This window comes from Stenotrophomonas sp. SAM-B (assembly GCF_013387485.1).
Taxonomy (GTDB): Bacteria; Pseudomonadota; Gammaproteobacteria; order Xanthomonadales; family Xanthomonadaceae; genus Stenotrophomonas; species Stenotrophomonas maltophilia_AA.
Genome location: NZ_JABBXB010000001.1, coordinates 91,637 through 115,487, shown reverse-complemented (window position 1 = coordinate 115,487; position 23,851 = coordinate 91,637). Strand labels below are relative to the sequence as shown.

Annotated in this window: 23 protein-coding genes; 2 read left to right on the top strand and 21 right to left on the bottom strand. The window is 68.4% G+C overall.

Going from position 1 to position 23,851, the window contains the following annotated elements; translation table 11 throughout:
* Positions 1-218 precede the first annotated feature (218 nt).
* The 19 genes from HH110_RS00505 to HH110_RS00415 all read right to left on the bottom strand — a co-directional run bounded on the left by HH110_RS00505 (position 219) and on the right by HH110_RS00415 (position 17,107).
* Positions 219-656: an excinuclease ATPase subunit gene (locus HH110_RS00505; protein WP_176987836.1), complete on the bottom strand. Its 438-nt coding sequence runs from the start codon at positions 654-656 to the stop codon at positions 219-221.
* A gap of 75 nt (positions 657-731) precedes the next feature.
* Positions 732-1,973: a beta-ketoacyl-ACP synthase gene (locus HH110_RS00500; protein WP_176987835.1), complete on the bottom strand. Its 1,242-nt coding sequence runs from the start codon at positions 1,971-1,973 to the stop codon at positions 732-734.
* Positions 1,973-2,704 (bottom strand): 3-ketoacyl-ACP reductase FabG2, encoded by a 732-nt coding sequence (locus tag HH110_RS00495; protein WP_176987834.1) that lies wholly within the window; start codon positions 2,702-2,704, stop codon positions 1,973-1,975. Before HH110_RS00495 ends, HH110_RS00500 begins: the two co-directional genes overlap by 1 nt.
* Positions 2,701-3,156 carry a hypothetical protein gene (locus HH110_RS00490; protein WP_241696353.1) on the bottom strand — a complete coding sequence of 152 codons (456 nt, stop codon included), beginning with the start codon at positions 3,154-3,156 and terminating at the stop codon, positions 2,701-2,703. Before HH110_RS00490 ends, HH110_RS00495 begins: the two co-directional genes overlap by 4 nt.
* Before the next feature lie 2 nt (positions 3,157-3,158).
* A complete protein-coding gene (locus HH110_RS00485) occupies positions 3,159-4,346 on the bottom strand; it encodes a beta-ketoacyl-ACP synthase (RefSeq protein ID WP_176987832.1) in 1,188 nt (395 codons plus the stop codon).
* Complete coding sequence (locus tag HH110_RS00480; protein ID WP_176987831.1) at positions 4,343-4,894, bottom strand: DUF3261 domain-containing protein; 552 nt, start codon at positions 4,892-4,894, stop codon at positions 4,343-4,345. The genes HH110_RS00485 and HH110_RS00480 overlap by 4 nt, the downstream gene beginning before the upstream one ends.
* The gene (locus HH110_RS00475; RefSeq protein WP_176987830.1) at positions 4,882-6,123 is read right to left on the bottom strand and encodes an NAD(P)/FAD-dependent oxidoreductase; all 1,242 of its coding nucleotides are present in this window, start codon (positions 6,121-6,123) and stop codon (positions 4,882-4,884) included. Before HH110_RS00475 ends, HH110_RS00480 begins: the two co-directional genes overlap by 13 nt.
* Positions 6,124-6,167: 44 nt before the next feature.
* Entirely contained in the window at positions 6,168-8,513 is a 2,346-nt protein-coding gene (locus HH110_RS00470; RefSeq protein WP_176987829.1) for an MMPL family transporter, read from the bottom strand.
* On the bottom strand, positions 8,506-9,126 hold the full coding sequence (locus HH110_RS00465; RefSeq protein WP_176987828.1) for an outer membrane lipoprotein carrier protein LolA: 621 nt from the start codon (positions 9,124-9,126) through the stop codon (positions 8,506-8,508). Before HH110_RS00465 ends, HH110_RS00470 begins: the two co-directional genes overlap by 8 nt.
* Positions 9,123-9,545 carry a thioesterase family protein gene (locus HH110_RS00460; RefSeq protein WP_176987827.1) on the bottom strand — a complete coding sequence of 141 codons (423 nt, stop codon included), beginning with the start codon at positions 9,543-9,545 and terminating at the stop codon, positions 9,123-9,125. Before HH110_RS00460 ends, HH110_RS00465 begins: the two co-directional genes overlap by 4 nt.
* Positions 9,532-11,088: a histidine ammonia-lyase gene (gene hutH, locus HH110_RS00455; RefSeq protein ID WP_176987826.1), complete on the bottom strand. Its 1,557-nt coding sequence runs from the start codon at positions 11,086-11,088 to the stop codon at positions 9,532-9,534. Before hutH ends, HH110_RS00460 begins: the two co-directional genes overlap by 14 nt.
* Positions 11,078-12,025 (bottom strand): acyltransferase, encoded by a 948-nt coding sequence (locus HH110_RS00450; RefSeq protein WP_176987825.1) that lies wholly within the window; start codon positions 12,023-12,025, stop codon positions 11,078-11,080. The genes hutH and HH110_RS00450 overlap by 11 nt, the downstream gene beginning before the upstream one ends.
* Entirely contained in the window at positions 12,022-12,807 is a 786-nt protein-coding gene (locus HH110_RS00445) for a glycosyltransferase family 2 protein (protein WP_176987824.1), read from the bottom strand. Before HH110_RS00445 ends, HH110_RS00450 begins: the two co-directional genes overlap by 4 nt.
* Positions 12,800-14,485: an AMP-binding protein gene (locus tag HH110_RS00440; protein WP_176987823.1), complete on the bottom strand. Its 1,686-nt coding sequence runs from the start codon at positions 14,483-14,485 to the stop codon at positions 12,800-12,802. Before HH110_RS00440 ends, HH110_RS00445 begins: the two co-directional genes overlap by 8 nt.
* Positions 14,478-15,029: a hypothetical protein gene (locus HH110_RS00435; RefSeq protein ID WP_176987822.1), complete on the bottom strand. Its 552-nt coding sequence runs from the start codon at positions 15,027-15,029 to the stop codon at positions 14,478-14,480. Before HH110_RS00435 ends, HH110_RS00440 begins: the two co-directional genes overlap by 8 nt.
* Before the next feature lie 22 nt (positions 15,030-15,051).
* Entirely contained in the window at positions 15,052-15,309 is a 258-nt protein-coding gene (locus HH110_RS00430) for an acyl carrier protein (RefSeq protein ID WP_176987821.1), read from the bottom strand.
* A gap of 20 nt (positions 15,310-15,329) precedes the next feature.
* Positions 15,330-15,590 (bottom strand): phosphopantetheine-binding protein, encoded by a 261-nt coding sequence (locus HH110_RS00425; RefSeq protein WP_019185497.1) that lies wholly within the window; start codon positions 15,588-15,590, stop codon positions 15,330-15,332.
* The gene (locus HH110_RS00420; protein ID WP_176987820.1) at positions 15,577-16,380 is read right to left on the bottom strand and encodes a 1-acyl-sn-glycerol-3-phosphate acyltransferase; all 804 of its coding nucleotides are present in this window, start codon (positions 16,378-16,380) and stop codon (positions 15,577-15,579) included. Before HH110_RS00420 ends, HH110_RS00425 begins: the two co-directional genes overlap by 14 nt.
* Positions 16,373-17,107, bottom strand: coding sequence for a beta-ketoacyl synthase chain length factor (locus tag HH110_RS00415; RefSeq protein WP_176987819.1), 735 nt, complete (start codon positions 17,105-17,107; stop codon positions 16,373-16,375). Before HH110_RS00415 ends, HH110_RS00420 begins: the two co-directional genes overlap by 8 nt.
* A 181-nt stretch (positions 17,108-17,288) precedes the next feature.
* On the opposite strand from HH110_RS00415, the gene HH110_RS00410 reads away from it, so the two are divergent.
* Positions 17,289-18,311, top strand: a complete 1,023-nt coding sequence (locus HH110_RS00410) for a pteridine-dependent deoxygenase (RefSeq protein ID WP_241696352.1) — start codon at positions 17,289-17,291, stop codon at positions 18,309-18,311.
* A 258-nt stretch (positions 18,312-18,569) separates the two neighbouring features.
* On the opposite strand, the gene cydB is transcribed toward HH110_RS00410, so the two are convergent.
* Together cydB and HH110_RS00400 are read right to left on the bottom strand one after the other, a co-directional pair.
* Positions 18,570-19,583 carry a cytochrome d ubiquinol oxidase subunit II gene (gene cydB, locus HH110_RS00405; RefSeq protein WP_176987818.1) on the bottom strand — a complete coding sequence of 338 codons (1,014 nt, stop codon included), beginning with the start codon at positions 19,581-19,583 and terminating at the stop codon, positions 18,570-18,572.
* Between the two features lies 1 nt (position 19,584).
* Complete coding sequence (locus HH110_RS00400) at positions 19,585-20,982, bottom strand: cytochrome ubiquinol oxidase subunit I (protein ID WP_176987817.1); 1,398 nt, start codon at positions 20,980-20,982, stop codon at positions 19,585-19,587.
* Positions 20,983-21,457: 475 nt separating this feature from the next.
* On the opposite strand from HH110_RS00400, the gene HH110_RS00395 reads away from it, so the two are divergent.
* Complete coding sequence (locus HH110_RS00395; protein ID WP_176987816.1) at positions 21,458-23,824, top strand: S9 family peptidase; 2,367 nt, start codon at positions 21,458-21,460, stop codon at positions 23,822-23,824.
* Positions 23,825-23,851 lie beyond the last annotated feature (27 nt).

Sequence of the window (23,851 nt, the reverse complement as noted above, 5' to 3'; positions counted from 1 at the left end):
TTGCCCAGGGTAGTGAATGGCAATGATTGTGGAGGAAAGCCGGCACAGGTGAAAGCTGCGTGCACGGTCTGCTGTCGGTTTTCCGTCGCGGGACAGCATGAGGTTCATCAATGTCGCGATGTCGTTCAGCTGGGCGCCGCTGCAGTCTGCCCACGCCGCCGTGATGAATGCGTCGCTTTCCGCCGACCACCGCCCCGGGGGACGGTGGTCGTGCGTGCTTATTTCACCTTGGCGTAGGTGCCCTTCAGCGCCACGCCGGCCAGGATCGCGCCCGCATAGCATTCGTAGTTGGTGGTGCTCTTGAATTCGTTCTTCTTGTAGTAGCTGACGATGTCGACCACGGCATTGGCACCGCGCGACTTGGCGCCATCCTGCAGTGCGCGCAGCGCCGACAGGGCCACCCAGCGGCAGGCCTCGGCGTCGCTCTTGTTGGCGGCGTTGGTCTTTTTGTTGGTCACGTCCTCGCCCAGACGTTCCACCACGCTGACCTTTTCACCGGCCAGATAGAACTTCACGCTGCCGTCGATGCCGACATTGCGGGCTTCAGCGGAATTGACCAGCTCATGCAGCGACTGCTCGACACGGGTATCGCGGGCCTGGGCGGTGCTGGCAACGGCGAGCAGGGCGGTGACGGCGATCAGGGCAAAACGACGCATTCAACTTTCTCCTTGTTGGGGGGATGCGAGGGGTCTACGGAACGGCCGGCCCGCGACGCGGGCCGGAAACAGCGGTCAGTCCTGCCAGCGGCGGAAGATCAACGAGGTGTTGATGCCGCCGAAGGCGAAGTTGTTGCTCATGACGTAGTCGGTCTGCAATGCGCGGCCCTCGCCGGCGATGTAATCCAGCGCACCGCAGCGGGGATCGACCTCATGCAGATTCAGGGTCGGGGCGAACCAGCCCTCGCGCATCATCTCGATGCTGAGCCAGGCCTCGAACGCACCGCAGGCGCCGAGCATGTGGCCGACGTAGCTCTTCAGCGAGCTGATCGGCATGCCCGGCCCGAACACCTGGTGGGTGGCCTGGGTTTCGGCGATGTCGCCATGCTCGGTGGCGGTGCCGTGTGCGTTGACGTAGCCGATCCGATCGGCGGCCAGCTGGGCATCCTCCAGCGCCAGCCGCATCGCCTGCGCCATGGTGCCGGCGCTGGGCTGGGTGACATGCTGGCCATCGCTGTTGGTGCCGTAGCCGACCACTTCGGCCAGGATCGTGGCGCCGCGCGCCTGCGCATGCTCCAGTTCTTCCAGGATCAACGTGCAGGCGCCCTCGCCCAGCACCAGGCCGTCGCGGTTCGCATCGAACGGGCTGGGCGTGGTCTGCGGCGCGTCATTGCGCACACTGGTGGCGAACAGGGTGTCGAACACCGCTGCGGCGGTGGCGTCGAGCTGCTCGGCACCGCCGGTGACCATCACCGTCTGCTTGCCGCTGCGGATCGCCTCGTAGCCCGAGCCCACGCCCTGGCTGCCCGAGGTGCAGGCGCTGGAGGTGGTGTAGACGCGGCCGGACAAACCGAAGAACACGCCGATGTTCACCGGCGAGGTGTGGCTCATCATCTTCAGGTAGGTGGTGGCGCTGATGCCTTCGGTGGTGTGCTCATGGAGCATCCGGCCGAACTCGGCGGTGGCTTCGTGGCTGCCCGAGGACGAACCGTAGGCGACGCCGGCCATGCCACTGCGCAGCACTGGATGGCCCAGCAGGCCGGCCGCCTCCAGCGCCAGTTCGGTGGCGCGCACCGACATCACCGCCACCTTGCCCATGCTGCGGGTGGTCTTGCGGTTGTAGTTGGACGGGAGCTCGAATTCTTCGGCTGGCGCGGCCAGGCGGGTATTCAGGCCATCAAACACTTCCCACTCGGGGATGTAGCGCACCGCGTTGGTCCGCGCCTGCAGGCGCGCGCGGATGCTCGCCCAATCCTGCCCGAGCGGGCTGATGGCAGCGGCGCCAGTGACCACGACGCGACGATCGGGACGGGCCATCAGACCATGCCTCCGTTGACCGAGATCACCTGGCGGGTGATGTACCCGGCCGATTCGGAGAGCAGGAAGGACACCGCCGCAGCGACCTCGTCCGGCTGGCCCAGGCGGTTGGCGGGAATCAACTTGAGCGCGTGCTCGACGACTTCCTCATTGACCATCTCGGTCTCGATCAGGCCGGGGGCCACGCAGTTGACGGTGATCGCGCGGCTGGCCAGTTCCAGCGCCAGCGCCTTGGTGGCGCCGATGATCCCGGCCTTGGCCGCACTGTAGTTGGTCTGGCCGCGGTTGCCGACCAGGCCGGACACCGAGGACAAGGTGACGATGCGGCCCGGCTTGCGCCGGCGCACCAGCGGCATCACCAACGGATGCAGCACGTTGTAGAAGCTGTCCAGATTGGTGTGGATGACGGCATCCCAATCCTCGGCCGGCATCGCCGGGAAGGCGCCGTCACGGGCGATGCCCGCGTTGCAGACCACCCCGTAATAGGTGCCGTGCTCGGCGATATCCGCTTCCAGCGCGGTGCGCGCGGCGTCACGGTCGGCCACATCGAACATCAGCACCCGGGCCTGGCGGCCCAGGGCCTGGATGTCGGCCACCACGGCCTGCGCTTCCTCGATGCGGCTGCGGCAATGCACCACCACATCGAAGCCGTCGCGCGCGCAACGCAGCGCCACGGCACGGCCGATGCCACGGCTGGCGCCGGTCACCAGCACGGTCAAATTCCCTGTCATGCCTCTCCAGTCTCCAGATAGGCCATCGCATCCGTGGGTTCAAACACGGAGACGTTGGCGACCGCCATTTCGATATCACCTGCCAGGATCCGGCAGGCGAACATGCCCAGGCCATTCTCGCCCAACAGCTCGCAGTTCGCCTCCACCCGCAGGCAACTGCCGGCGGCGAAGAACGGCTGGTGGGCGGTGTAACGGCGGGTGCCGAGCAGGAAGCCGATCGACGGTACCCGGCCCGCATGGCGCGCGCGGCACCCGGCCCAGGCGGCTATCGCCTGGGCCATGTATTCGACCCCGACCCAGGCAGGCACACCGTCGGGGGTGCAGAACAGACCCTGCGCCGGCACGTCCACCTCGACCGCGATGGACGCGTCCTCCCAGGCCACCACGCGGTGGATCAGGCGCATGCTGTCGCGGTGCGGGAGCACCGCGTCGATGTCATCGGGCAACGGCATGCTCATCCCCGGGCCAGCGCCAGCACGGCATTGCTGCCACCGAAGGCGAACGAGTGGCTGAGCACATGCTGCAGCGGCTGCGCGGCGCACGTGCCCGGTGCCACCAGCGCCAGCGCCGGCAAGGCGTCATCGGCCTGCCCGTCCCACCAGTGGGTGGGCAGCTGCTGGTCCGGGTTGTCCGCCAGCGTCATCCAGCACAGCGCCGCTTCAATCGCCCCGGAGGCACCGAGCGTGTGCCCGGTCAGCGGCTTGGTCGAGCTGGCCGGCACCTGCGTGCCGAGTACCGCCGCGACCGCTTGGCTTTCCATCGCATCGTTGTGGCCGGTGGCGGTGCCGTGCAGGTTCACGTAGTCGATCTGCGCCGCGGCCAGGCCGGCCCGGTCCAGCGCCTGCTGCATGGCATCGATCGCGCCGCGCGCCTGCGGGTCCGGGGCGGACATGTGATGCGCGTCGGAGGATTCGCCCCAACCGGCGAGGCGCACCGGGCCCGGCTCACGCGTCATCAGGAACAGCGCCGCGCCTTCGCCGATGTTGATCCCGCTGCGGTTCACCGAGAACGGATTGCAGCGCGACGCCGAGACCGACTCCAGCGCGCTGAACCCGGCCACGGTGAAGCGGCACATCGAATCCGCGCCCCCGGCGACCACCGCATCGACCGCGCCGGCCTGCAGCAGGCGCGCGGCCGACATCAGCGCCTTGGCGCTGGAGGAACACGCGGTGGAGATCGTCCACGCCGGGCCGGTGCTGCCGATCCGCTCGCGCACGAAGCGCGCGGCGGTCCCCATTTCCTGCTGCGCATAATGGAAATCGGCCGGCCATGTGCCGTCGCGATGGTAGGTGCGCAGCGCGCTCTCCGATTCGCCGATGCCCGAGGTGCTGGTGCCGATGATCACCGCGACGCGCTCGGCGCCAAAGCGGGCCACGGCGGCAGCGACGGCCTCGCGGATCTGGCCGAGCGCAGCGTCGAGCAGGCCGTTGTTGCGGCCACGCAGCGCCACCGGCAGCTCGGCCAGGTCCGGCAACGGCGCATGTACCTCCCCCAGTGCCAGCGTGCGGCCGGGCAGGATGGCATCGTTGTCGCGCAATCCACCGGGCTGTGCCGCGAACAGGCCGCCGCGCACCTCGGCGCGGTCGGCGCCCAGCGCGCAGATCACGCCCAGTTCGTTCAGATAGACCGCACTGCTGCTCACTCTTGGCCCTGCCCCATGTCCATCGATTCGATCACCAGTTCATAGCCCTCGGCCAGGTTGCGCAGGCGCACGCGGCCATCGGGCAGCGTGTCGCGCACCAGCCAGGATTTGCCGCCCTGCTCCAGGCTCCGCACGCCATCGGATTCCTGCAGGGTCCAGCCGGCCGGCAGTGCGGCGCGGATCGCCGCCGCCGGCCAGAGCGAGAACTGCAGGTCGTCCAGCACGCGTTCGCCGCGCACCTGCGGCGGCAGCCACGGCGCACGGGTCTGTTCCAGGTGCTGCCCGTCCCAGACCATGCGCACGCCGGTCTGGCCCATGGCCTGCACGGCCAACCGCACCTGCCCGGCATCCACTTCCAGCAGCGCATCCAGCTCGCGCTCGTGGCTGCCGAAGCGGAACTGCAGGCGCTGCTGCAGCTGCACCGGCTGCGGCAACGCCGAGGGCGCCAGCTGCAGCGTGGGCAGCTGTACCAGCGGCGTGGGCATCCGGGTGCTGGCACACGCGGCCAGCAACAGGCTCAGCAACAGGGTCAGGATCAGGCGCTGCACAGTTCCTCCAATACGCGCAGGCGCCGGCCACTGGCATCGGCGACATACGGATTCTGCGTGTCCCAGGCGTAGCCGGCCAGGATCGAAGAGATCATGCGGCGTACCTCCGGCTGCGGATCGGGATGGTAGATGATCTTCTGGAAGCCGCCGGCATACCAGGCCTCGACGAACCGCCGGAAGGTCTTCACGCCGGCGCGCAACGGCACCGAGAAGTCCTGCTCCCAGTCCACCGTTTCGCCGGCCTGTTCGCGTGCCAGGCAATCGCTGGCCAGCTGCGCCGATTTGAAGGCGATGGTCACGCCCGAGGAAAACACCGGGTCCAGGAACTCGCCGGCATTGCCCAGCAACGCATAGCCCTCGCCCCACAATGAAGAGACGTTGGCCGAATAACCGGTGATGGTGCGCACCGGCAGCACCGCCCACTCGGCGTTCCTGAGCAGTCGGGTGAGGTTCGGGTCTTCGCCGACGATCGCCTGCAGCTTCTCCAGATCGGTACCGGGGTAGCGTTCGAAGAAGGTCGGCTCGGCCACCACGCCCAGCGAACAGCAGCCGTTGGAGAACGGAATCGTCCAGTACCACACGTCCACGTGCTCGGGATGGGTGGTGATCAGGATCTTGTTGCGGTCGAAGCCCGCGCCGGCGGGAATGTGGTCGCGCACGTGGCAGAAGATCGCGCCGCGCACCGGGAAGTTCGACGGCGACTCCAGCTTCAGCAGGCGCGGCAGCAGCCGGGCGAAACCACTGGCATCGAGGATGAAGCCGGCTTCGATGGTGTATTCGCTGCCGTCCGGGCGGCGCACCTGCACCCGCGCCGGGCGCCCGGGCTGCACCGACAGCACTTCATCGCCGAAGCGCAGCGTGGCGCCCATGCGCTCGGCACCGCGCGCCAGCACGTCATCGAAGTCGGCGCGCTGCACCTGGTAGGTGGTGCCCCAGCCGGGCGAGAACTTGTCGCGGAAGTCGAACTCGGTGGTCGCCTCGCCGCGCACGAAGGCCGCGCCGTTCTTGTACTGGAACCCGGCCTGCACCACATCCTGCAGCAGACCGGCGGCCTCGATGTACTCCATGCTCTGCGGCAGCAGGCTCTCGCCGATCGAGAAGCGCGGGAACTGCTGGCGCTCCAGGATCAGCACCTGGCGACCCTGCTGGCGCAGCATCGCAGCGGCCACGGAACCGGCCGGGCCGGCGCCGATGACCAGGATGTCAGTACGTTCCACGTGCGGGTTCATCGGATACATCCTTGATCAGATCATGAAAGGGAAAACGCGGTCGCTCAGTGCGGTGCGTCGTGCGGCGGTGGTCGGAACAGCGGCGAAATCAGCCAGACCAGACCGATGCCGAACAGCAGGGTCAACCCGAACGCGCGCAGCGCCGGCGTGGCCGACAGCCCGAGCAGGCCGAAGGACAGCCAGGTACTGGCCGCGCCTACGCAGACCGCGAGCCAGGCACTGGCATCGCCGCGGTGTTCGATCAGGAAGATGCCGTAATCGATGCCCATGCCGAGCAGCAGCATCAAGGCGAGCACGTTGAACAGCTGCAGCGGCTGCCCGAACAGGCCCAGCAGCGCCAGCGTCAGCGCGCCGGCGACCAGGGTCGGCGCGAGCACGCGCCAGGCCTGCCCGCGGTAGCGCCAGTACAGCACCGCGAACACCAGCGCGATGCCGATCAGCAGCAGGCCGCTCATCAGCTTGCGGTAATGCTTGAGCAGCTGCGAGAAATCGGCGGTGCGGTCGACCCAGCGCACGCCGTCGATGCCCTTGGCCTGCGCTTCGAGCAGCGTCAGCGCATCGGCGCGAGAGAGGTCGTCGACCATCACCACCGAGGCCACCCCCTGCCCGACCGTGCCCAGCCACAGGTGGCGGAACGGCATCGCCGCCGGCGAGGCGAGGAAGGCGTCGGCCTGCAGATCCTGCGCGGCGTAGGCCGGGCGCAGCAGTGGCTCACCGACGGCCTCACCGACCTGGGCCAGCACCTGCGGCTCGACCCTGGCAGTCAACGCGGCGTCGGCGTGCTGCCGCTGCTGCGAAGGCAGCCAATCGCTGATCGCGCGGTAGCCCCCGATCTGCTTGTCGGCCTCGAGCACGCGCAGCCGGTCGATCAGCGCTTCTTCGCGCTGCAGCACCTGTTCGGCGGTGTCGCCCTGCACCAGGTAGAACTGGGCCGGGCTGGGCATGCCGAGCATCTGGCTGATGCGGATCTGCTGGGCGATCAGCGCGGGCGGCGACGACTGCAGGCTGCGCAGATCATCGTTGGTCTGCAGGCGGGCGATGCCGAGCGCGGACAGCACGGTGACCACGCCCAGGAACACCGCGGCCCTGCGCCCATGCAGGCGCGGCCAGCGCTCCAGCGTGGCGCCGAGCCAGCGGGCGAACCCGGTGCGGCGGATCTCGCCGCCATCCAGCCACGGGAACCAGAAGATCACGGTCAGGAACGCGGCCGCGAGGCCGACCACCGAGAACAGCGCCATCTGGCGCAGGCCCGGGAACGGCGCCAGGCCCAGCGCGAGATAGGCCAGCGCGCTGGTCAGCAGGGCCAGCCACAGGCCGGGCAGCAGATGCCGCAGCAGCTTCCAGCGGCGGTCGGCGGGCTCGGCCTGGCGCGAGGCGAACCAGTGGATACCGTAGTCCTCGGCAACGCCGACCAGCGACGCACCGAACACCAGGGTCAGCACGTGCACCTTGCCGAACACCAGCACGGTCACCGCCAGCGCGACACCGCAGCCGATCAGCAGCGACGCGGCGACCAGCAGGATCGGGCGCAGCGAGCGGAACGCCAGCCACACCAGCAGCAGCACCGCCGCCAGCGAACCCCAGCCGATCGTGTTGATTTCCCAGCTGGCCTGCACTGCCGCCGCTTCGGCATGCAGCGGCACGCCGGCACGCAGCACCTCCAGGCCCGGTGCCTGCTTCGTGGCGGCTTCCGCGGCGATATCCAGCAGCAGATCGATGTGCCGCTCGCCGTCCAGCTTGAAGGCCGAACCGACCGTGTCGTACTGCACGATCGACCAATGCTTGCCGTCGGCCTCCAGCAGGCCGTCATCGCCCATCTGCAGGCCCGAGCCCAGCGCGCGTTCCTGCCACCACTGCGGCCACAGCGACAGCGGATCCTGGCGCCATTCGGTCAGGCGCGGTGCGCCCATCGGACCGTACAGCGCCGCCAGTGCCGACGCTGCCAGGCCCTCGGTGGGCTCGTCCTGCAGGCGCTCGCGCTGTGCGCTGGTCAGCAGGCGGTCGCGATACGGTGCGTAGAACGCGCGGGCCTGATCGAACCAGCCCTCGATCGAGCCGCTTTCCTGCAGCAGCGGGGCCGCGCCCTGCTCTGCCTTGATGGCGTCGCGGAAGGCCGCCTCGGCCGCCTTGGTCTGTGCCGCATCGGTGCTCCCCAGCAGCACCACGATCTGACGTGCATTGGCATCGGCGATGCGCCGGGTGACATCGGACAACAGGCGGTCATGCGCGTCCTGTGGCAACAGCGCGAGGATGTCGGTGTCGATCCGGGATTCGCTCTTCCACAGCTGCCACTGCTGCACGCCGAGGCCGACCAGCACCAGCAGCCACACAATGGCCAGCCAGCGCCAGATGCGCTGCAGGCGGCCGTTCGAGGTCAGCACGTCATTCAAACCGGCCGCCCTCGTCCGCGCTCAGCGTGGCCGGCGTCTCGCTCATACCCGCAAAGTGGATGCGGGTGACGTCCTGGTTGGCCTCGTTGATCTGGACCTCGCGCACGTAGCGGTCGCCGCTCAGGGTGAGCTGCGCGAACACCTTGCCGAGCATCGCCGAGCGCGGGGTCAGCTGCATCTTCCAGGCGTTGCCGGGCAACACCTCGACCTTGACCGTGAACTGCGCCGACAGCGCCTGCGCATCGCCGCTCATCAGCGCGAACATGATCGCGTTGACCGAGCGCATCGCCGGTTGCTGGCGGCCATCCATTTCGACCCGGCTGCTGCCATCGCGTTGCCGGCTGAGGATGCGGTCACGGGTGACCACCACCTCGGAGGGGAACGGCTTGAGCGTGGTCCAGATCACCCCATGCGCCTGGGCCAGCACGAAGCGGCCCTGCGAGCGCAGCGGGTTCTTGAAGCCGGCGACCTGCTTCTCCTGGGTGAACTCGCCGCGCAGCACGTCGACCTTGGCCACGCGCTGTTTGACGACCTCCACATCGGTGGCGGCCCACGCCGGGGCGACCACCGCCAGCATCACCAGCACGCACAGCGTGCGCAGGAAACGGTTCATTGCGGTTGCACTCCCAGACGCTCCCACAGTACCGGCGGGCACAGGTAGAGCATTTCATTGGTGGCCGCGTCGACCGCGACCTGGATGGTATGGGCGCGGGTCAGCGTGGCACCGCTGTCCGCGTCCAGGATCTCGTAGGCGATCTTCAAGCGGTTCTCCCACTCGGTGATCGTGGCGCGCACGCGCAGCGCCTGGCCGTACAGCAGCGGCCGGATGTACTTCACCCGCGCATCGACCACCGGCCACAGGTAGCCGGAATCGCGCATCTGCGGGTAGTCGTAGTCGTAGCGCTGCAGCAGCGCGCAGCGCGCGATCTCGAAGTACTTGAAGTAGTTGCCATGCCAGACCACCTGCATCGCATCGCAGTCGTGGAAGGCCGGCGACAGCGCCACCTCGAAGCTCAGCTCAGGCGTCGGCATACAGCTCCCAGCGCTGTGCGCGGATATCGTCCAGCAGGGCGCGCAGCTCGCCATCCAGCGCACGGTCTTCCTCGATCAGGGCGATGCGCGCGGACAGGTCCTGGTACATCGCGGCCAGGTCGCCGTGCAGGGTCGCCTTCATGCCGACGCGCTCGCGCAGGGCCACGCCCTGGCGGGCGGTGATCAGCAGCGCTGCGATGACCTGTTCGGTCAGTTCGATCACGCGCAGGCAATCGCGCGCGGCGATGGTGCCCATGCTGACCTTGTCCTGGTTGTGGCATTCGGTGGAGCGCGAGAATACCGAGGCCGGCATGGTCTGCTTGAGCGCTTCGGCGGTCCAGGCCGAGACGCTGATCTGCAGCGCCTTCAGGCCATGGTTGATCGCCGCACGCTCACCGGTGGCGGCCGACAGGTTGGCCGGCAGGCCGTGGTTGTAGCGCGCGTCCACCACCAGGGCCATCTGCCGGTCGAGCAGATCGGCCAAGTTGGCGATGGTGTTCTTCAGCGCATCCATCGCAAAGGCGATATGGCCACCGTAGAAGTGGCCGCCATGCAGGATGCGCTCGCCTTCGACGTCGATCAGGGGATTGTCGTTGGCGCTGTTGAGCTCGGTTTCGATCAGCTGGCGGAAGAACGGCAGTGCGTCCTGCACCACGCCGATCACGTGCGGGGCGCAGCGCAGCGAGTACCGGTCCTGCAGGCGCTGTTCATTGCGCGGCGGGCGGTCGCTGTGCAGGTCCTGGCGCAGGCGCGCGGCGATCTGCGTCTGGCCCGGATGGGGCTTGGCGGCGAACAGCATTTCATCGAAATGGTGCGCGTTGCCGTCGCTGGCCAGCACGTTGAACGCGGTCAGGCGCGTGGCGAGCCGGGTCAGGTAGTCGGCGCGGTCATACGCCAGGCAGGCCAGCGCGGTCATCACGGCGGTGCCGTTCATGATCGCCAGGCCTTCCTTGGGCCGCAGCCGCAGCGGGGTCATGCCGATCTCGGCCAGCACCTCGGCGGCCGGGCGGCGCGCACCCTGGTACATCACCTCGCGCTCGCCACACAGCACCGCGGCCACGTAGGACAGCGGGGTCAGATCGCCACTGGCACCGACCGAACCCTCGGCGGGAATCAGCGGCAGCACATCGTGGTGCAGCAGCGTGGCCAGGCCCTGCAGCAGCGGGTGGCTGACGCCGGACATGCCGCGCACCAGCGAGGACAGGCGTGCGGCGATCACCGCGCGGGTTTCCTGCGGATCCAGGAAGCGCCCGAGGCCACAGCCGTGATAGGTGAACAGGTGATGCGGCAGCTCGGCCACCAGCGCCGGCGGAATGTTCACCGTGCACGAATCGCCATAGCCGGTGGTCACCCCGTAGATGACGCCATCTTCGCGCAGCAGGCGATCGAGAAAGTCCGCGCCGCGCTGGATGCGCGCGGTGAACGCGGCATCGTCGGTAACGACGGCCCGGGCCTGGCGCTGCGACAGCGCGACCACGTCTTCGATGGTCAGCGGCGCATCGCCGAAGCGGACGGAGGGTGCCTGATCGGCCTTACTTGCCATGAGATGCCTGATCCCAGAAGGGGAAGAAATTGAACCAGTCCAAGGGTGCCTGGGTGACCTGAACTTCCAGCCACCGGGCGAAATGTTCGGCCTGCGCGGTCAGCGCGGCGTCACGCGAACCGCGCGGCAATACGATGCGGTCGGTGAACTGTTCGAAGCGCACCTGGTAGCCACGGCCATGATGCAGGCAGGCCATGGTGTAGACCGGGCAGGCCAGCGCCGCGGCCAGCACATAGGCGCCGATCGGGAACTGCGCGGTGTGGCCGAGGAACGAGGCCGGTACGGTGCGCCCGCCACGCAACGGCACTCGGTCGCCGACGATGGCCACGAAGCCGCCCGCCTCCACCCGGCGCTGCAGCTCGACCGCGGTGGCCGGGCCCATGTCGGTGACCTGCAGCAGCTCCACCGAGGCCAGCGGATCGAGCCGCTGCATCAGGCGGTTGAAGCGCTGCGCGTGGGCGGTGTGCACCAGCACGGTGATGTGGAAGCCCGGCACCCGCTCGGCCAATACCTGGCACAGCTCCAGGCAGCCGATGTGCGCGGTGAGGATCAGGCCGCCTTCGCGGCGCGCGATCTTGTCCAGGACCAGGTCGCGCTGCAGGTAGATGTGCTCGGGTGGATAGCGGCCACCCAGGCCGAGCAGCTTGTCGAGCATGGTGTCGGCAAACAGCGCGAAGTGCTTCAGGCTCTGCCAGCGTCCCGGTGCCGAGGCGAACACGCCGGTATGCGCCTGCAGGCGCTCCAGGTACTGCAGCGAGGATTCGCGCGCGACCCGGTTGGTCAGCCAATGGCAGAGCACCACCGGGTAGACGCACAGGCGGAACGGCCAACGGCCGAACCAGCGATGCACCCAGCACAGGAACAGCACGCCGGCGGCCGAGGTGGACTCGCCGATGTCGGCCCAGTGCGGCGCGCTTCCGGGTGCAGGCGTGGTCATGCGCGCGGGCCCGCGATGCGCTGCCACAGCAGCCGCGGCGCGCGCCACAGCATCCCGAAGAACAGGCGCGCATGCATGCGGCTGATGCGCACGTTGTCGCGCCAGACATCGAAGTGCGACACGCCATCGCTGGGATAGGTGACCGCAGTCGACACGCTGATCACCTTGATGCCACGCCAGAACAGCCGCACCAGGATCTCACTGTCGAAGTCCATGCGCCGGCCGATGGTTTCCTCGCCGATCAGGCGCGTCACCGGTGCCAGCGGGTACAGCCGGAAGCCGCACATCGAATCGCGGATCTGCAGCGACAACGTATTGATCCAGACCCAGATATGCGTGGCATAGCGCCCATACAGGCGGGCCTTCGGCACGCTGGCATCGTAGACCGGGATGCCGCAGATCACCGCCTCCGGCTGCGCCTGCGACAACGCCACGAAGCGCGGGATGTCGGCGGTTTCATGCTGGCCATCGGCATCGATCTGCAGCACGTGGGTGTACCCCAGGCGCGCCGCTTCGGCGAACCCGGCCAGCATCGCGCCGCCCTTGCCCTGGTTGATCGGCAGCCGCAGCAGCGTGACCTGCGGTGCGTGCGCGCGCGCCAGCGCATCGAGCACCTGCGCGCACGGCAAGTGAGAACCGTCGTCGACCAGCAGGCACGGCACGCCACTGGCCAGCACACCCTGCACCACCGCGCCGATCGCATGCGCGTGGTCGTAGACCGGGATCACCACCAACGGGGCGAAGGCCGGCCTGCTCACGCGGGTACCGGTGTCCTCACGCATCGCCGAACACCACCCGGCCGCTGGCGTGCACGCCATGGTCGGAGACATAGCGGAAGCTCATGGCGGACTTGGCTGCATCCCAGCCCAGGCTCAGCTGCAGGCAGTCGCCCGGGCGCGCCACGTGCTGGAACTTCACCGCGTCCATCCGCAGGAACCGCGGCGGCATCGTGAACGCGCTGCGGCCGTAGTGGATCGCCCAGTCCAGCTGGACCACGCCCGGCAGGATCTTCGCCTGCGGGAAGTGCCCGTCGAACGCGACCAGGTCAGGATCCAGCACGAACTTCAGCGCGGCGGTAGTGTCATCGCGCTGCTGCCACTCGGCCGTGGGCATCACCGGGCGGAACAGCGCGGCCAATGCCGCGGCCGTGACCTTGCCCTGCGCGTTGAAAGGCAATTCATCGATGAAACGCCAGCGACGCGGCCGGGTCACGGCGTCGTGGCTGCGGGCCAGATGTGCGACGAGCTGCTGCGCCTGGCGGCGGCGCTCGGCATCGTCCCACTGGGCGGCGCCCCTCGCCTGCGGCACCACCACGGCGGCCAGCTGTTCGCGCGCGCCGGGCAGCACCAGGACGCGCACGTCCTGCACCGCCGGGTGCGCACGCAGCTGCTGCTCCAGGCCGTCCAGCGAGACGCGGCGCTCTTCGATCTTGACGATGCGGTCGGCGCGGCCGAGCAGGCGGAAACTGTGGCCGTCATCGGCCACGGCCCGATCCTGGGTCAACCACCAGTCGTCGCCGTCCAGGTGCGGCGAGCGGACCACCAGGCAGCCCGCGTCGATCCGCCACGCCACGCCCGGCAGCGGATGCCACTGCGGCTGTTCGGCACTCCAGCGGCGCCAGGCAATGCCACCGGTCTCGCTGCTTCCGAACACCTCGGTCGGCGCCACGCCCATCAAGGCGCGCACCTGCAGAGCGGCCTCGGTCGGCAATGGCCCGCCGGAGGAGAACACCGCGCGCAGCTGGCCGCCCAGCGAGGACCAGTCCAGCTGCTCGGGCAGGCGTTTGAGATGGGCCGGGGTGGCCACCAGCACCGACGGCTGGCCGCCCAGCGCGCTGACCAGGTCTTCGTGGAAGAACCGCCGCGGCTGGATCGCGCGCCCGGCCACCAGCGGCCACAACACCCGGAACAGCAGCCCGTAGATGTGCTGGTGCGAGACCGTGCCCTGCACCTGCGCGCCATCGAGCTGCTCGCCGAAGGCGGCCTGCAGCGCATCCACCTCGCGGGTCAGCTGGCGCATGCGCTTGACGATCGCGCTCGGCGCGCCGGTGCTGCCGGAAGTGAACACCACCAGCTCCAGCACCGCCTCATCCAGCGGCTGCAGCACCCGCGCCGGGTCGACCTCCGCATCGGGCTGCAGCGGTGCGTACCGCGCCGGCACGTCACCGGCGAATCCGGCCACGCGCGGGCTCAGCCCTTCCAGCGTGGCCGGGAGGTTGTCGCCGCCGAGGAACACGCGCTTCCCGGCATGCCAGGCGCCCAGCAGGGCGGCGGCGAAGGTGAGCGTGTCATCGAAATACAGCGCCCAGTCGGTGCCGGGCGCCCGCGCGAACGCCTGCTGCCAGCGCAGCACCTGCGCACGGAACTGCGGGTGGTCCACCACGGTGTCGCCGGCGATGCCGACGATGCGGCCGGGCCGCGGCGCCAGCGCCAACCGGTCCAGGGCGATCCACTCAGCCATGCGCGTGCGCCGCCTTGACCCGTCGCCGGACCAGCCATTCCCCGCCAAACAGCGCACCCATCATCACGTAGGCCAACACTCCGTTGTAGAACGCCCAGACCTGGTTGGACGCCCACAGCGCCGTGGCCAGGGCCAGACTTCCGTTGAGAACAAAGAAGCCGCACCAGATCCAGGTGACGCGGCGGGTATAGAGCACGGCGAACGGCGGCAGATCCGGCTCGCTCAACCGCGCCAAGCGCTCCACGGCACTGGGCCCGAAACGCAGGCTGGTGGCGAAGATCACCAGCATCACCGCGTTCACCAGTGCCGGGTACAGCTTCAGCGGCAGCGCCTCGTTGAAGGCCGTGGCGATCAGGGCGAGCAGGCCGGTGCCGAGCGCGGCCACCCACCACACCGCCTGGCGGGTGGTCAGCGCGCGCAGCGCGGCCAGGGTGAACAGCAGCAGCGACAACCAGCGTGGTTCGAACCGGCCGAGCGACAGGTAGACCACCAGCGGGTATGCCAGCGACAGCAACGCAAACGCCGCGACGCGTACCCGGACCATGGTCAGTCTTCAGCGATGGCCGTCAGGCGGCCGCTTGACCGGGCAACAGCCCGTGCACCACATCGACGATGTCCTGCACGGTACGCACCTGCTTGAACGCTTCCGGCTGCAGATTGCGGCCGAGCAACGGCTTGAGCTGCACGATCAGGTCGACCGCGTCGATGCTGTCGATGTCCAGGTCGTCGTACAGGCGCGCGGCGGGCGTGATGCGGCTCGGCTCGATCTCAAAGCTGTCCTTGAGGATCTTGACGATGCGCTCGAAAAGTTCGGTCTTGGTCATGGGTAAATCCTGTCGCGCCGTTAGGACGGCTGGCGTGCGGCGACAAACTCGCTCAGGGCACGCACGCTGGAGAAATGGCGACGGGTCTCTTCCGAATCGGCTGACAGGCTGACACCGTACTTTTTCTGCAGGGCCAATCCAAGTTCCAGCGCGTCGATCGAATCCAGGCCCAACCCCTCCACGAACAGGGGGGCGGCGGAATCGATGTCTTCGGGAGTGATGTCTTCCAGTGAAAGCGATGAAATGATCAATTCCTTGATCTCGTGCTCAAGTGCCTGCACGGGTCGGGTCTCCAGCGAAGTCGAAGTAATGGGCAAGATGATCGGTCACACGCCTGGCCGCCAAGGCATCCCCCCTGGGCGCATCGCCGGTCTCGTTCAGAAACGGGGCAATCGGGAGATCTTCCCCGACTTCCAGCTGAACGTGAAATCGCCGTGATGGCACACGATACCATTTCTGGCCCTTGGTCAGGGTGGGCGGGGTGCAGGTGATCCGCACCGGGGTGATGTCCAGCCGGCCCCGCACGGCGATGTTGGCCGCCCCGCGCTGCAGCTTCGGCGGCTGGCCGGGTACGGTGCGGGTGCCCTCGGGGAAGATCACCAGGTTGCCCCCGGCCTGGACCGCGGCGATGCAGTCGTCCACCAGCCCGGCACCGTCGTCATTGGAGACATAGCCCGCGGCCCGGACCGGGCCGCGCATGAACGGGTTGCGCGCCACCGCCTGCTTGACCACGCAGTCGGCATTGGGGAGCTGGGCGATCAACAGCACCACGTCGATCAGGGTCGGGTGGTTGGCCAGGATCAGCAGACCGTTGCGCTGCAGGCGCTCGCCCCCGCGGATGTCATACGTCATCAGCCCGAGCCGGTGCATCAGGCCCACGTGGGTGGCGAACCCGGCCTGCACCAGCCGCCGGGCCAGCACGCGCCGGCGCACCGGATCGCGGATCAGCAGCAGCGACAGGAACAGCAGGCCGCCCAGCACCAGCCCGCCGATCCCGAAGGCGGCAAAGCTCAGGCCCGTGCCCAGCACCCGCCAGGCACGGTTGATCCGGGCCGGCCAACGCTCAGCCATGGCGCTGCCAGGTCCAATGCTGGCCGTCGGCATCCAGCCCCAACGCAGGCCCGCCGTCGAGCAGGAAGCGCAGGGCTTCCAGGCCGTGCGGCAGCCCCTGGGAGGGACGGTCCTCGCCGCCGGCGCCCCAGCCCAGCGACAGCCGGGTGCCCTGACCGTCAGCCGGGCCCAGCCGCCAGCACCAGGCGAAGAACGGGTCGGGCTCGTCGGCGAAGCCGGCGTAGATCGGTGGCAAGGGGGATTCATAGACCACCAGGCGCACCTCGGGCGCGCCATCGGCGAGCAGCCCGAAGGCCTCGACGCAGGCGGTCTCGACCGTGGCGCGGCCGGCCGCGAGGGCCAGATAGTTGCCCCGATGCCCGCGGGCGATCGAGTACAGCGCGGCGATCGCGTTATGGACCGACAGCCCGAAGCCGGTCGGCGACATCGGCTGGTCCGCGCTCAAGGTGTTGAGCAGTTCCATCGAGCGGGCCACATCGCCATGGCGCGAGGCGAACACCAGCGGCACCTGGCCACCGTCGTCGGGCTGCTCGCACCAGCACGCGGTCTGGATCGCCATGCGCCCCAGCCGTTCGATCCGGCGCCGCTGCATGGCGGGCACTTCGGACAACGCCGGGGTATCGTCGCCGGCCGGCAGCCAGGGGGCCTTCGCCCACGCCTGCCACTCCGCCCGGGTCGTGATGCCCGGCGCCCACGCCGCCCAATCGATTACAGAAAACTCAATCATTCCCGCCAACATGATGGATGGGTACCAAGAGAAGGCACGAGCCATGGTGGCAACGCAGAACGGCCCCCCATGCCAGCCATTCCACGCCTGTCGTCGACATCGCCTGGCACCGGTGGCGGTGCCGAGAAAGGAGCGCACGCTATCATGACACTCTCGGCACTGGCAGCATTCACATTCTGAAATGAGCAACACGATCGACAACGCAACGGCCCCGGCAGTCGCCCCCCTTTCCTCCGGACCTGCGTTGTTCCATGTCGCCTACGTCCCGGCGGCGCAGCGTGACGCGGCCCTGGCCGACCCGCACACGCTGGCGGTGTTCGGCTTCGGCCTGAACCCCGCGCCGCTGGCGGACCCGCGCTGGCTGCAGGTGCCGCTGGCCGAGCAGGGCCCGGCGCAGGTCGAGGTCTGGCGTGGTGGCACGCCCGTCGAGCACGGTGTCACCGACGGCGTGCGCTGGTCGCACAACGGCCAGCTGCTGTTCGGGGTGCTGGACATCGACGAGATCGACAGCGACATCGAGACCGCCGCGGCCGAGGCCTACGCGCGGATGAGCGCGTTCCTGTCGCGCTGCGGGTATCCGCATCTGTTGCGGACCTGGAACTATCTCGACGCGGTGACCGAGGGCGAGGGCGATCAGGAGCGCTACCGGCGTTTCTGCGTGGGCCGCGTGCGGGGCCTGCGGGAACTGGATGAAGCCGCGCTGCCGGCGGCGACGTGCATTGGCCGTTTCGATGGCGAGCGCCGCCTGCAGGTGTACTGGTTGTCGGCGCGCGAGCCGGGCTTGCCGCTGGAGAATCCGCGCCAGGTGAGCGCGTTCCGCTATCCACGCCAGTACGGGCCGCAGTCGCCGAGTTTTTCGCGGGCGCTGCTGCCGCCGTTGGCCACGGGCCTGCCGTTGCTGCAGTCGGGGACGGCGGCGATCGTGGGGCATGTGTCGCAGCACACGGGGGCGGTGGATGAGCAGTTGCGGGAGACGCTGACGAATCTGCAGAGTCTGGTGGATACGGCGCGCGGTCAGCGGCCGTCGCTGTCACCGGTGCTGGGTTTGACGTCGGTGCTGAAGGTATATGTGCGTCGTGCGGAGGATATGGCGGCGGTGGCGGCGCAGATGGCGGCACTGCCGACGGCGCCGCCGTTCGTGGTGTTGCACGCCGAGGTGTGTCGTGCGGAGCTGCTGGTGGAGATCGAAGGGCTGCACGGCTGAGTTCCCGGCGGCTGTCCTCCCCTTCGCCGGCTGCAGGCCCCTGTAGTGCCGACCGCTGGTCGGCTGCTCATGCACCAGCTTTTGCTGTTGCCATTTCCCACCGGCAACGCGACGTGTCCAGGGAGAGGGTGGCTACCCCCTGACGGGACCGTCGGGCGCCATGGATGGCGCCCGTCGAGCCCCCATGGATGGGTTTACGGCGCGTCCCGGCAGGGGGTGGCCGCCCTCGCCCCATCAGGACAACGACCAGCCGACGCCTCAGTGATACCCCACATCCGCCCGCACCTTGCCGCGGAATACCCGGTACGACCACGCCGTGTAGCCCAGGATCACCGGCAGCAGGATCACCAGCCCGACCAGGCTGAAACTCAACGACGATGCCGGCGCGGCCGCCTGCCACAACGTCATGCTCGGCGGCAGCAGGTAGGGCCACATGCCCAGGACGAGTCCGATGAAGCCGAGCACGAACAGGGCCAGCGTCAGCAGGAACGGCGGCAGGTCGCGCTTGGGGTGCATCGCGCTGCGCCACAGTGCCGTGGCGACCGCCAGAGTCAGCAACGGTACCGGCGAGAGCCACCAGAAATTGCCATCGCTGAACCAGCGCGCCATCAGGCGCGAATCCAGGAACGGCAGCCAGGCGCTGACCAGCCCCATGAACACGATCACCGCCACCACCAGCGGGCGGGTCAAGGTGCGGGCGAAGGTCTGCTCGCGGCCTTCGGTCTTGAGGATCAGCCACGTACTGCCCAGCAAAGCGTAACCGAACACCACCGCCGCGCCCGTCAGCATCGAGAACGGGCTGAACCAGCTGAACGCGCCGCCGACGTAACGACCGTCCACCACCTGCAGGCCCTGCACCAGCGCGCCCAGGATCACGCCCTGCGCGAAGGCGGCCAGCAGCGAGCCCAGGCCGAACGCCACGCTCCACAGTTTGCGCGAGCGGTGCGCCTTGAAGCGGAATTCGAACGCCACGCCGCGGAATACCAGCGCCACCACCAGCAGCAGAACCGGCAGGTACAGCGCCGACAGCAGCGCCGCGTAGGCCTTCGGGAAGGCCGCCATCAGCCCGGCCCCGCCCAGCACCAGCCAGGTTTCGTTGCCGTCCCAGATCGGGGCGGCGGTGTTCATCATGATGTCGAGCTGTTCTTCATCCTCGGCCATCGGCGCGAGGATGCCGATGCCGAGGACGAAGCCATCCAGCACCACGTACATCAGCACACCAAAACCGATCACCGCGAACCATGCCACGGGCAGCCAGGTCGTCATTTCCATCTCAGCGCTCCTCCAGCGGTTCATCGGCACCGGACAGCGGCCGCGCCGGGGTGTGGCTGCCGGCATCCAGTTTCGGCGCCGGATCGTGCGGCTTGGGACCGGTACGGATGATCTTCACCAGGTACCAGACGCCCCAGCCGAACACGAACGCATAGCCGACGATGTACACGCCGAGCGACAGCGCGGTCATCCACGCGCTCTGCGGACCCACCGCATCGGCGGTACGCAGCACGCCGTAGACCACCCACGGCTGCCGGCCCATCTCGGTCACGAACCACCCCGAGATCAGCGCGATGAAGCCACTGGGCAGCATCCAGTTCCAGCCGCGGATCAACCAGCGCGATTGCAGCAGTTTGCCGCGCCACCACTGGAACGCGGAGACCCAGGCCAGCAGCAGCATCAGCGTGCCCAGCCCGACCATCACCCGGAACGCGAAGAACACCGGTACCACCGGGGGCCGATCACTGGCGGGCACCGAGGTCAGCGGATCGAAGCTGCCGTCCAGCGAATGGGTCAGGATCAGGCTGCCCAGGCGCGGGATCGCGATTTCGTAGTCATTGCGTTCGGCCTTTTCATTGGGCACCGCGAACACCACCAGCGGGACGCCCTTGCCCTCGCCTTCGGAGTGCCAGTGCGCTTCCATCGCCGCGATCTTCATCGGCTGGTGCTTGAGCGTGTTCAGGCCGTGCATGTCGCCGACGAAGATCTGCACCGGGACCGTCAACGCGGCGAAACCCACCGCCGCCAGCAGCATCTTGCGCCCGGCCTCGCGGTGCACATCCTTGCGCAGGTACCACGCGCCCACGCCGCCGATCACGAAGCACGTGGTGATGAACGAGCCCAGCGCCATGTGTGCGAGGCGATACGGGAAGGACGGGTTGAACACCACCTGCCACCAGTTCTGCGGGTGCACGATGCCGTCGATGATTTCGTAACCGGCCGGCGTCTGCAGCCAGCTGTTGGAGGACAGGATCCAGAACGTGGAGACCAGCGTGCCCAGCGCCACCATGCAGGTGGAGAAGAAGTGCAGGCGCGGCGAGACCTTGCCCCAGCCGAACATCATCACGCCCAGGAAGCTGGCCTCCAGGAAGAACGCGGTGAGCACTTCGTAGGTCAGCAGCGGCCCGATCACCGTCCCGGCGACCTCGCTCAGCCGTGGCCAGTTGGTGCCGAACTGGAAGGCCATGACGATGCCGCTGACCACGCCCATGCCGAAGGACACGGCGAAAATCTTCTGCCAGAAGAAGTACAGCTCGCGCCAGACCGGATTGCCGGTACGCAGCCAGCGCGATTCGACAAACGCCAGCCAGCTGGCGGTACCGATCGTGAAGGCCGGGAACAGCACATGGAAACTGATGACGAACCCGAACTGGATCCGCGACAACAACAACGCGTCCACGTGACGCCTCCGGCTGGTTTCTGGAAATCCGCACCAGTCTGGGCCGGTATCCGTGAAAGGCACATGCGACCCGGTGACGCGCTGCTTCACTTTGTCGCAGGGCTACCGCGAGCGTGAGGGCCCCGTAGCAGCCGGCAGGCCCCTGGTGCAAATGTCCCCCGGCCGCGTGGCGGCCTCCTCCTTTATTTTGCCCAGGAGCCTACCGGCCGCTACGGGGCTCGGCTCGCGGTGAGCACGCAGGAAATCGAAGGTCTCTGACGGCGGTCGGTGGGTCGGGCGCTGGGCCCCCATACCCTTGGAGGCGAAATAAAGGAGGAGGGGGCGGCCGCAGGCCGACGCCGGAGGACATTCGCCGGAAAGGGTATGGGGGCCCAGCGCCCGACCCACCGGCCGTCACCCCCATGACCTGTGGCCCCCTCCCCCCGCCCTTGCGGCTGCTACGCTTGCAGGGTTTTCCACTACGGTGCCGCCCGCAATGCCCAGAACGCTGCCTTTGTCCCTGCTGCTGCTCGCCGCTCTCGGCGGCGCTGCCCATGCGGCGCCGACGCCGATCACCATCGAGCAGGCGATGGCCGACCCGGACTGGATCGGACCGCCGGTCGAGAGCGCGTGGTGGTCCTGGAACAGCCAGCAGGTCGAGTACCAGCTCAAGCGCACCGGCAGCCCGGTGCGCGACACCTTCCGCCAGCCGGTGGCCGGTGGCGTGGCCGCCCAGGTCGGCGATGACCAGCGCGGCACCCTCGACGTGGAGAGCCCGGTCTACGACAGCACCCGCCAGCGCTCGGTCTTCGTGCGCAATGGCGATGTGTTCGTGCGCGACCTGCGCAGCGGCGCGCTGACCCAGCTGACCCGCAGCACGGAGAAGTCCGGCGCGGTCAATTTCGCCCGCGACGGCGGTGTGATCTGGCGCACCGGCCAGGAGTGGTTCCACTGGACCGCCGCCGCCGGCGTGCAGCAGGTGGCCAGCCTGAAGGCCGAGAAGAACCCGGACGACGCCCCCAAGGCCGACACCCTGCGCGAGCAGCAGCTGCGCACCCTGGCCACGCTGCGCAACGACCGCGCCCAGCGCGAGGCGCTCAAGGCGCAGGAAGCCAGCTGGCGCCGTGCCGACGGCACCCGCGCGCCGGGCCCGGTGTATCTGGGCGCCGACGTGGAGATCGTCGACAGCGTGCTCTCGCCCGATGCGCGCACCCTGATCGTGGTGACCAAGCCGAAGAGCTTCGATGAAGGCCGCGGCGGCAAAATGCCCAAATACGTGACCGAATCCGGTTACGAAGAGTTCGAAGACACCCGCACCCGCGTCGGTCGCAACGATCCGGAACCGAACGCGCTGTGGCTGGTCGATGCCGTCGCCGGTACGGTCAAGCCGCTGTCGCTGGACGGCCTGCCGGGCATCGCCACCGACCCGCTGGCCGCGCTGCGCAAGGCGGCCGGCAAGGACGCCCTGAAGGGCAACCGCCCGGTGGAACTGCTCGGTGGCCCCGGTGCGCCCAGCATCCGCTGGAGCCCCGATGGCCAGCAGGCCGCGATCATGCTGCGTGCCAACGACAACAAGGATCGCTGGATCGCCAGCGTGACCCCGACCAGCGGCAAGCTGGAGACGCGTCATCGGCTGACCGACAGCGCCTGGGTCAACTGGAGCTTCAACGATTTCGGCTGGTCCAACGACAACCGCACGCTGTGGCTGCTGTCCGAAGAATCCGGCTATTCGCACCTGTACACCCAGCAGGGCACGGCCAGGCCGCAGGCGCTGACCGGCGGCAAGTGGGAAACCTCGATGCCGGTGCCCAGCGCCGACGGCCGCGGGTTCTACTTCCTGTGCAACCAGCAGTCGCCCGGCGACTACGAGGTGTGCGCGGTCGACAACGCCAGCAGGCAGGTGCGTGAGCTGACCTCGCTCAATGGCGTGGAAGACTTCTCGCTCTCCCCGGACGGCCAGCAGCTGCTGGTGCGTTACTCCGGCGCCTACCTGCCGACCCAGCTGGCCGTCGTACCCGCCGCCGGTGGCCAGGCCAAGGTGCTGACCGATACCCGCACCGCCGCGTTCAAGGCACGCGAGTGGATCCAGCCCAAGCTGGTGCAGGTGCCGTCCAAGCACGGTGCCGGCGTGGTCTGGGCCAAGTACTACGGCCCGGAGACCTTCGAGCCGGGCAAGCAGTACCCGATCGCCATGTTCGTGCACGGTGCCGGTTACCTGCAGAACGTCCACCAGCAGTACCCCGCGTACTTCCGCGAGCAGATGTTCCACAACCTGCTCGTGCAGAAGGGCTACGTGGTGCTGGACATGGATTACCGCGGCAGCGCCGGCTACGGCCGCGACTGGCGCACGGCGATCTACCGCAACATGGGCCACCCGGAGCTGGAAGACTACAAGGACGGCCTGGACTGGCTGGTCGAGACCAAGCAGGGCGACCGTGACCACGCCGGCATCTACGGCGGTTCCTACGGCGGCTTCATGACCTTCATGGCGCTGTTCCGCTCGCCGGGCACATTCAAGGCCGGCGCGGCGCTGCGTCCGGTGGTCGATTGGCACCAGTACAACCACGGCTACACCGCCAACATCCTCAACACCCCGGACATCGACCCGGAGGCGTACCGCACGTCGTCGCCGATCGAATATGCCGAAGGCCTGCAGGATCACCTGCTGATCGCGCACGGGATGATGGACGACAACGTGTTCTTCCAGGACTCGGTCAACCTCACCCAGAAACTGATCGAGCTGCACAAGGACAACTGGACGATCGCGCCGTACCCGCTGGAGCGCCACGGCTATGTGCGTGCCGATTCCTGGCTGGACCAGTACAAGCGCATCCTCAAGCTGTTCGAAGAGACCCTGAAGTAATCCAGCGATGACGTCGGTTCCCCCTGA

What these genes read in the sequence shown, in the direction of transcription:
- HH110_RS00450 (WP_176987825.1), bottom strand. Translation starts at nt 12,025, where the DNA reads ATGACCACGCCTGCACCCGGAAGCGCGCCGCACTGGGCCGACATCGGC.
- HH110_RS00435 (WP_176987822.1), bottom strand. Translation starts at nt 15,029, where the DNA reads ATGGTCCGGGTACGCGTCGCGGCGTTTGCGTTGCTGTCGCTGGCATAC.
- HH110_RS00460 (WP_176987827.1), bottom strand. Translation starts at nt 9,545, where the DNA reads ATGCCGACGCCTGAGCTGAGCTTCGAGGTGGCGCTGTCGCCGGCCTTC.
- HH110_RS00420 (WP_176987820.1), bottom strand. Translation starts at nt 16,380, where the DNA reads ATGGCTGAGCGTTGGCCGGCCCGGATCAACCGTGCCTGGCGGGTGCTG.
- HH110_RS00440 (WP_176987823.1), bottom strand. Translation starts at nt 14,485, where the DNA reads ATGGCTGAGTGGATCGCCCTGGACCGGTTGGCGCTGGCGCCGCGGCCC.
- HH110_RS00505 (WP_176987836.1), bottom strand. Translation starts at nt 656, where the DNA reads ATGCGTCGTTTTGCCCTGATCGCCGTCACCGCCCTGCTCGCCGTTGCC.
- cydB (WP_176987818.1), bottom strand. Translation starts at nt 19,583, where the DNA reads ATGGAAATGACGACCTGGCTGCCCGTGGCATGGTTCGCGGTGATCGGT.
- HH110_RS00430 (WP_176987821.1), bottom strand. Translation starts at nt 15,309, where the DNA reads ATGACCAAGACCGAACTTTTCGAGCGCATCGTCAAGATCCTCAAGGAC.
- HH110_RS00410 (WP_241696352.1), top strand. Translation starts at nt 17,289, where the DNA reads ATGAGCAACACGATCGACAACGCAACGGCCCCGGCAGTCGCCCCCCTT.
- HH110_RS00475 (WP_176987830.1), bottom strand. Translation starts at nt 6,123, where the DNA reads ATGAACCCGCACGTGGAACGTACTGACATCCTGGTCATCGGCGCCGGC.
- HH110_RS00415 (WP_176987819.1), bottom strand. Translation starts at nt 17,107, where the DNA reads ATGATTGAGTTTTCTGTAATCGATTGGGCGGCGTGGGCGCCGGGCATC.
- HH110_RS00395 (WP_176987816.1), top strand. Translation starts at nt 21,458, where the DNA reads ATGCCCAGAACGCTGCCTTTGTCCCTGCTGCTGCTCGCCGCTCTCGGC.
- HH110_RS00500 (WP_176987835.1), bottom strand. Translation starts at nt 1,973, where the DNA reads ATGGCCCGTCCCGATCGTCGCGTCGTGGTCACTGGCGCCGCTGCCATC.
- HH110_RS00490 (WP_241696353.1), bottom strand. Translation starts at nt 3,156, where the DNA reads ATGCCGTTGCCCGATGACATCGACGCGGTGCTCCCGCACCGCGACAGC.
- HH110_RS00495 (WP_176987834.1), bottom strand. Translation starts at nt 2,704, where the DNA reads ATGACAGGGAATTTGACCGTGCTGGTGACCGGCGCCAGCCGTGGCATC.
- HH110_RS00445 (WP_176987824.1), bottom strand. Translation starts at nt 12,807, where the DNA reads ATGCGTGAGGACACCGGTACCCGCGTGAGCAGGCCGGCCTTCGCCCCG.
- HH110_RS00465 (WP_176987828.1), bottom strand. Translation starts at nt 9,126, where the DNA reads ATGAACCGTTTCCTGCGCACGCTGTGCGTGCTGGTGATGCTGGCGGTG.
- hutH (WP_176987826.1), bottom strand. Translation starts at nt 11,088, where the DNA reads ATGGCAAGTAAGGCCGATCAGGCACCCTCCGTCCGCTTCGGCGATGCG.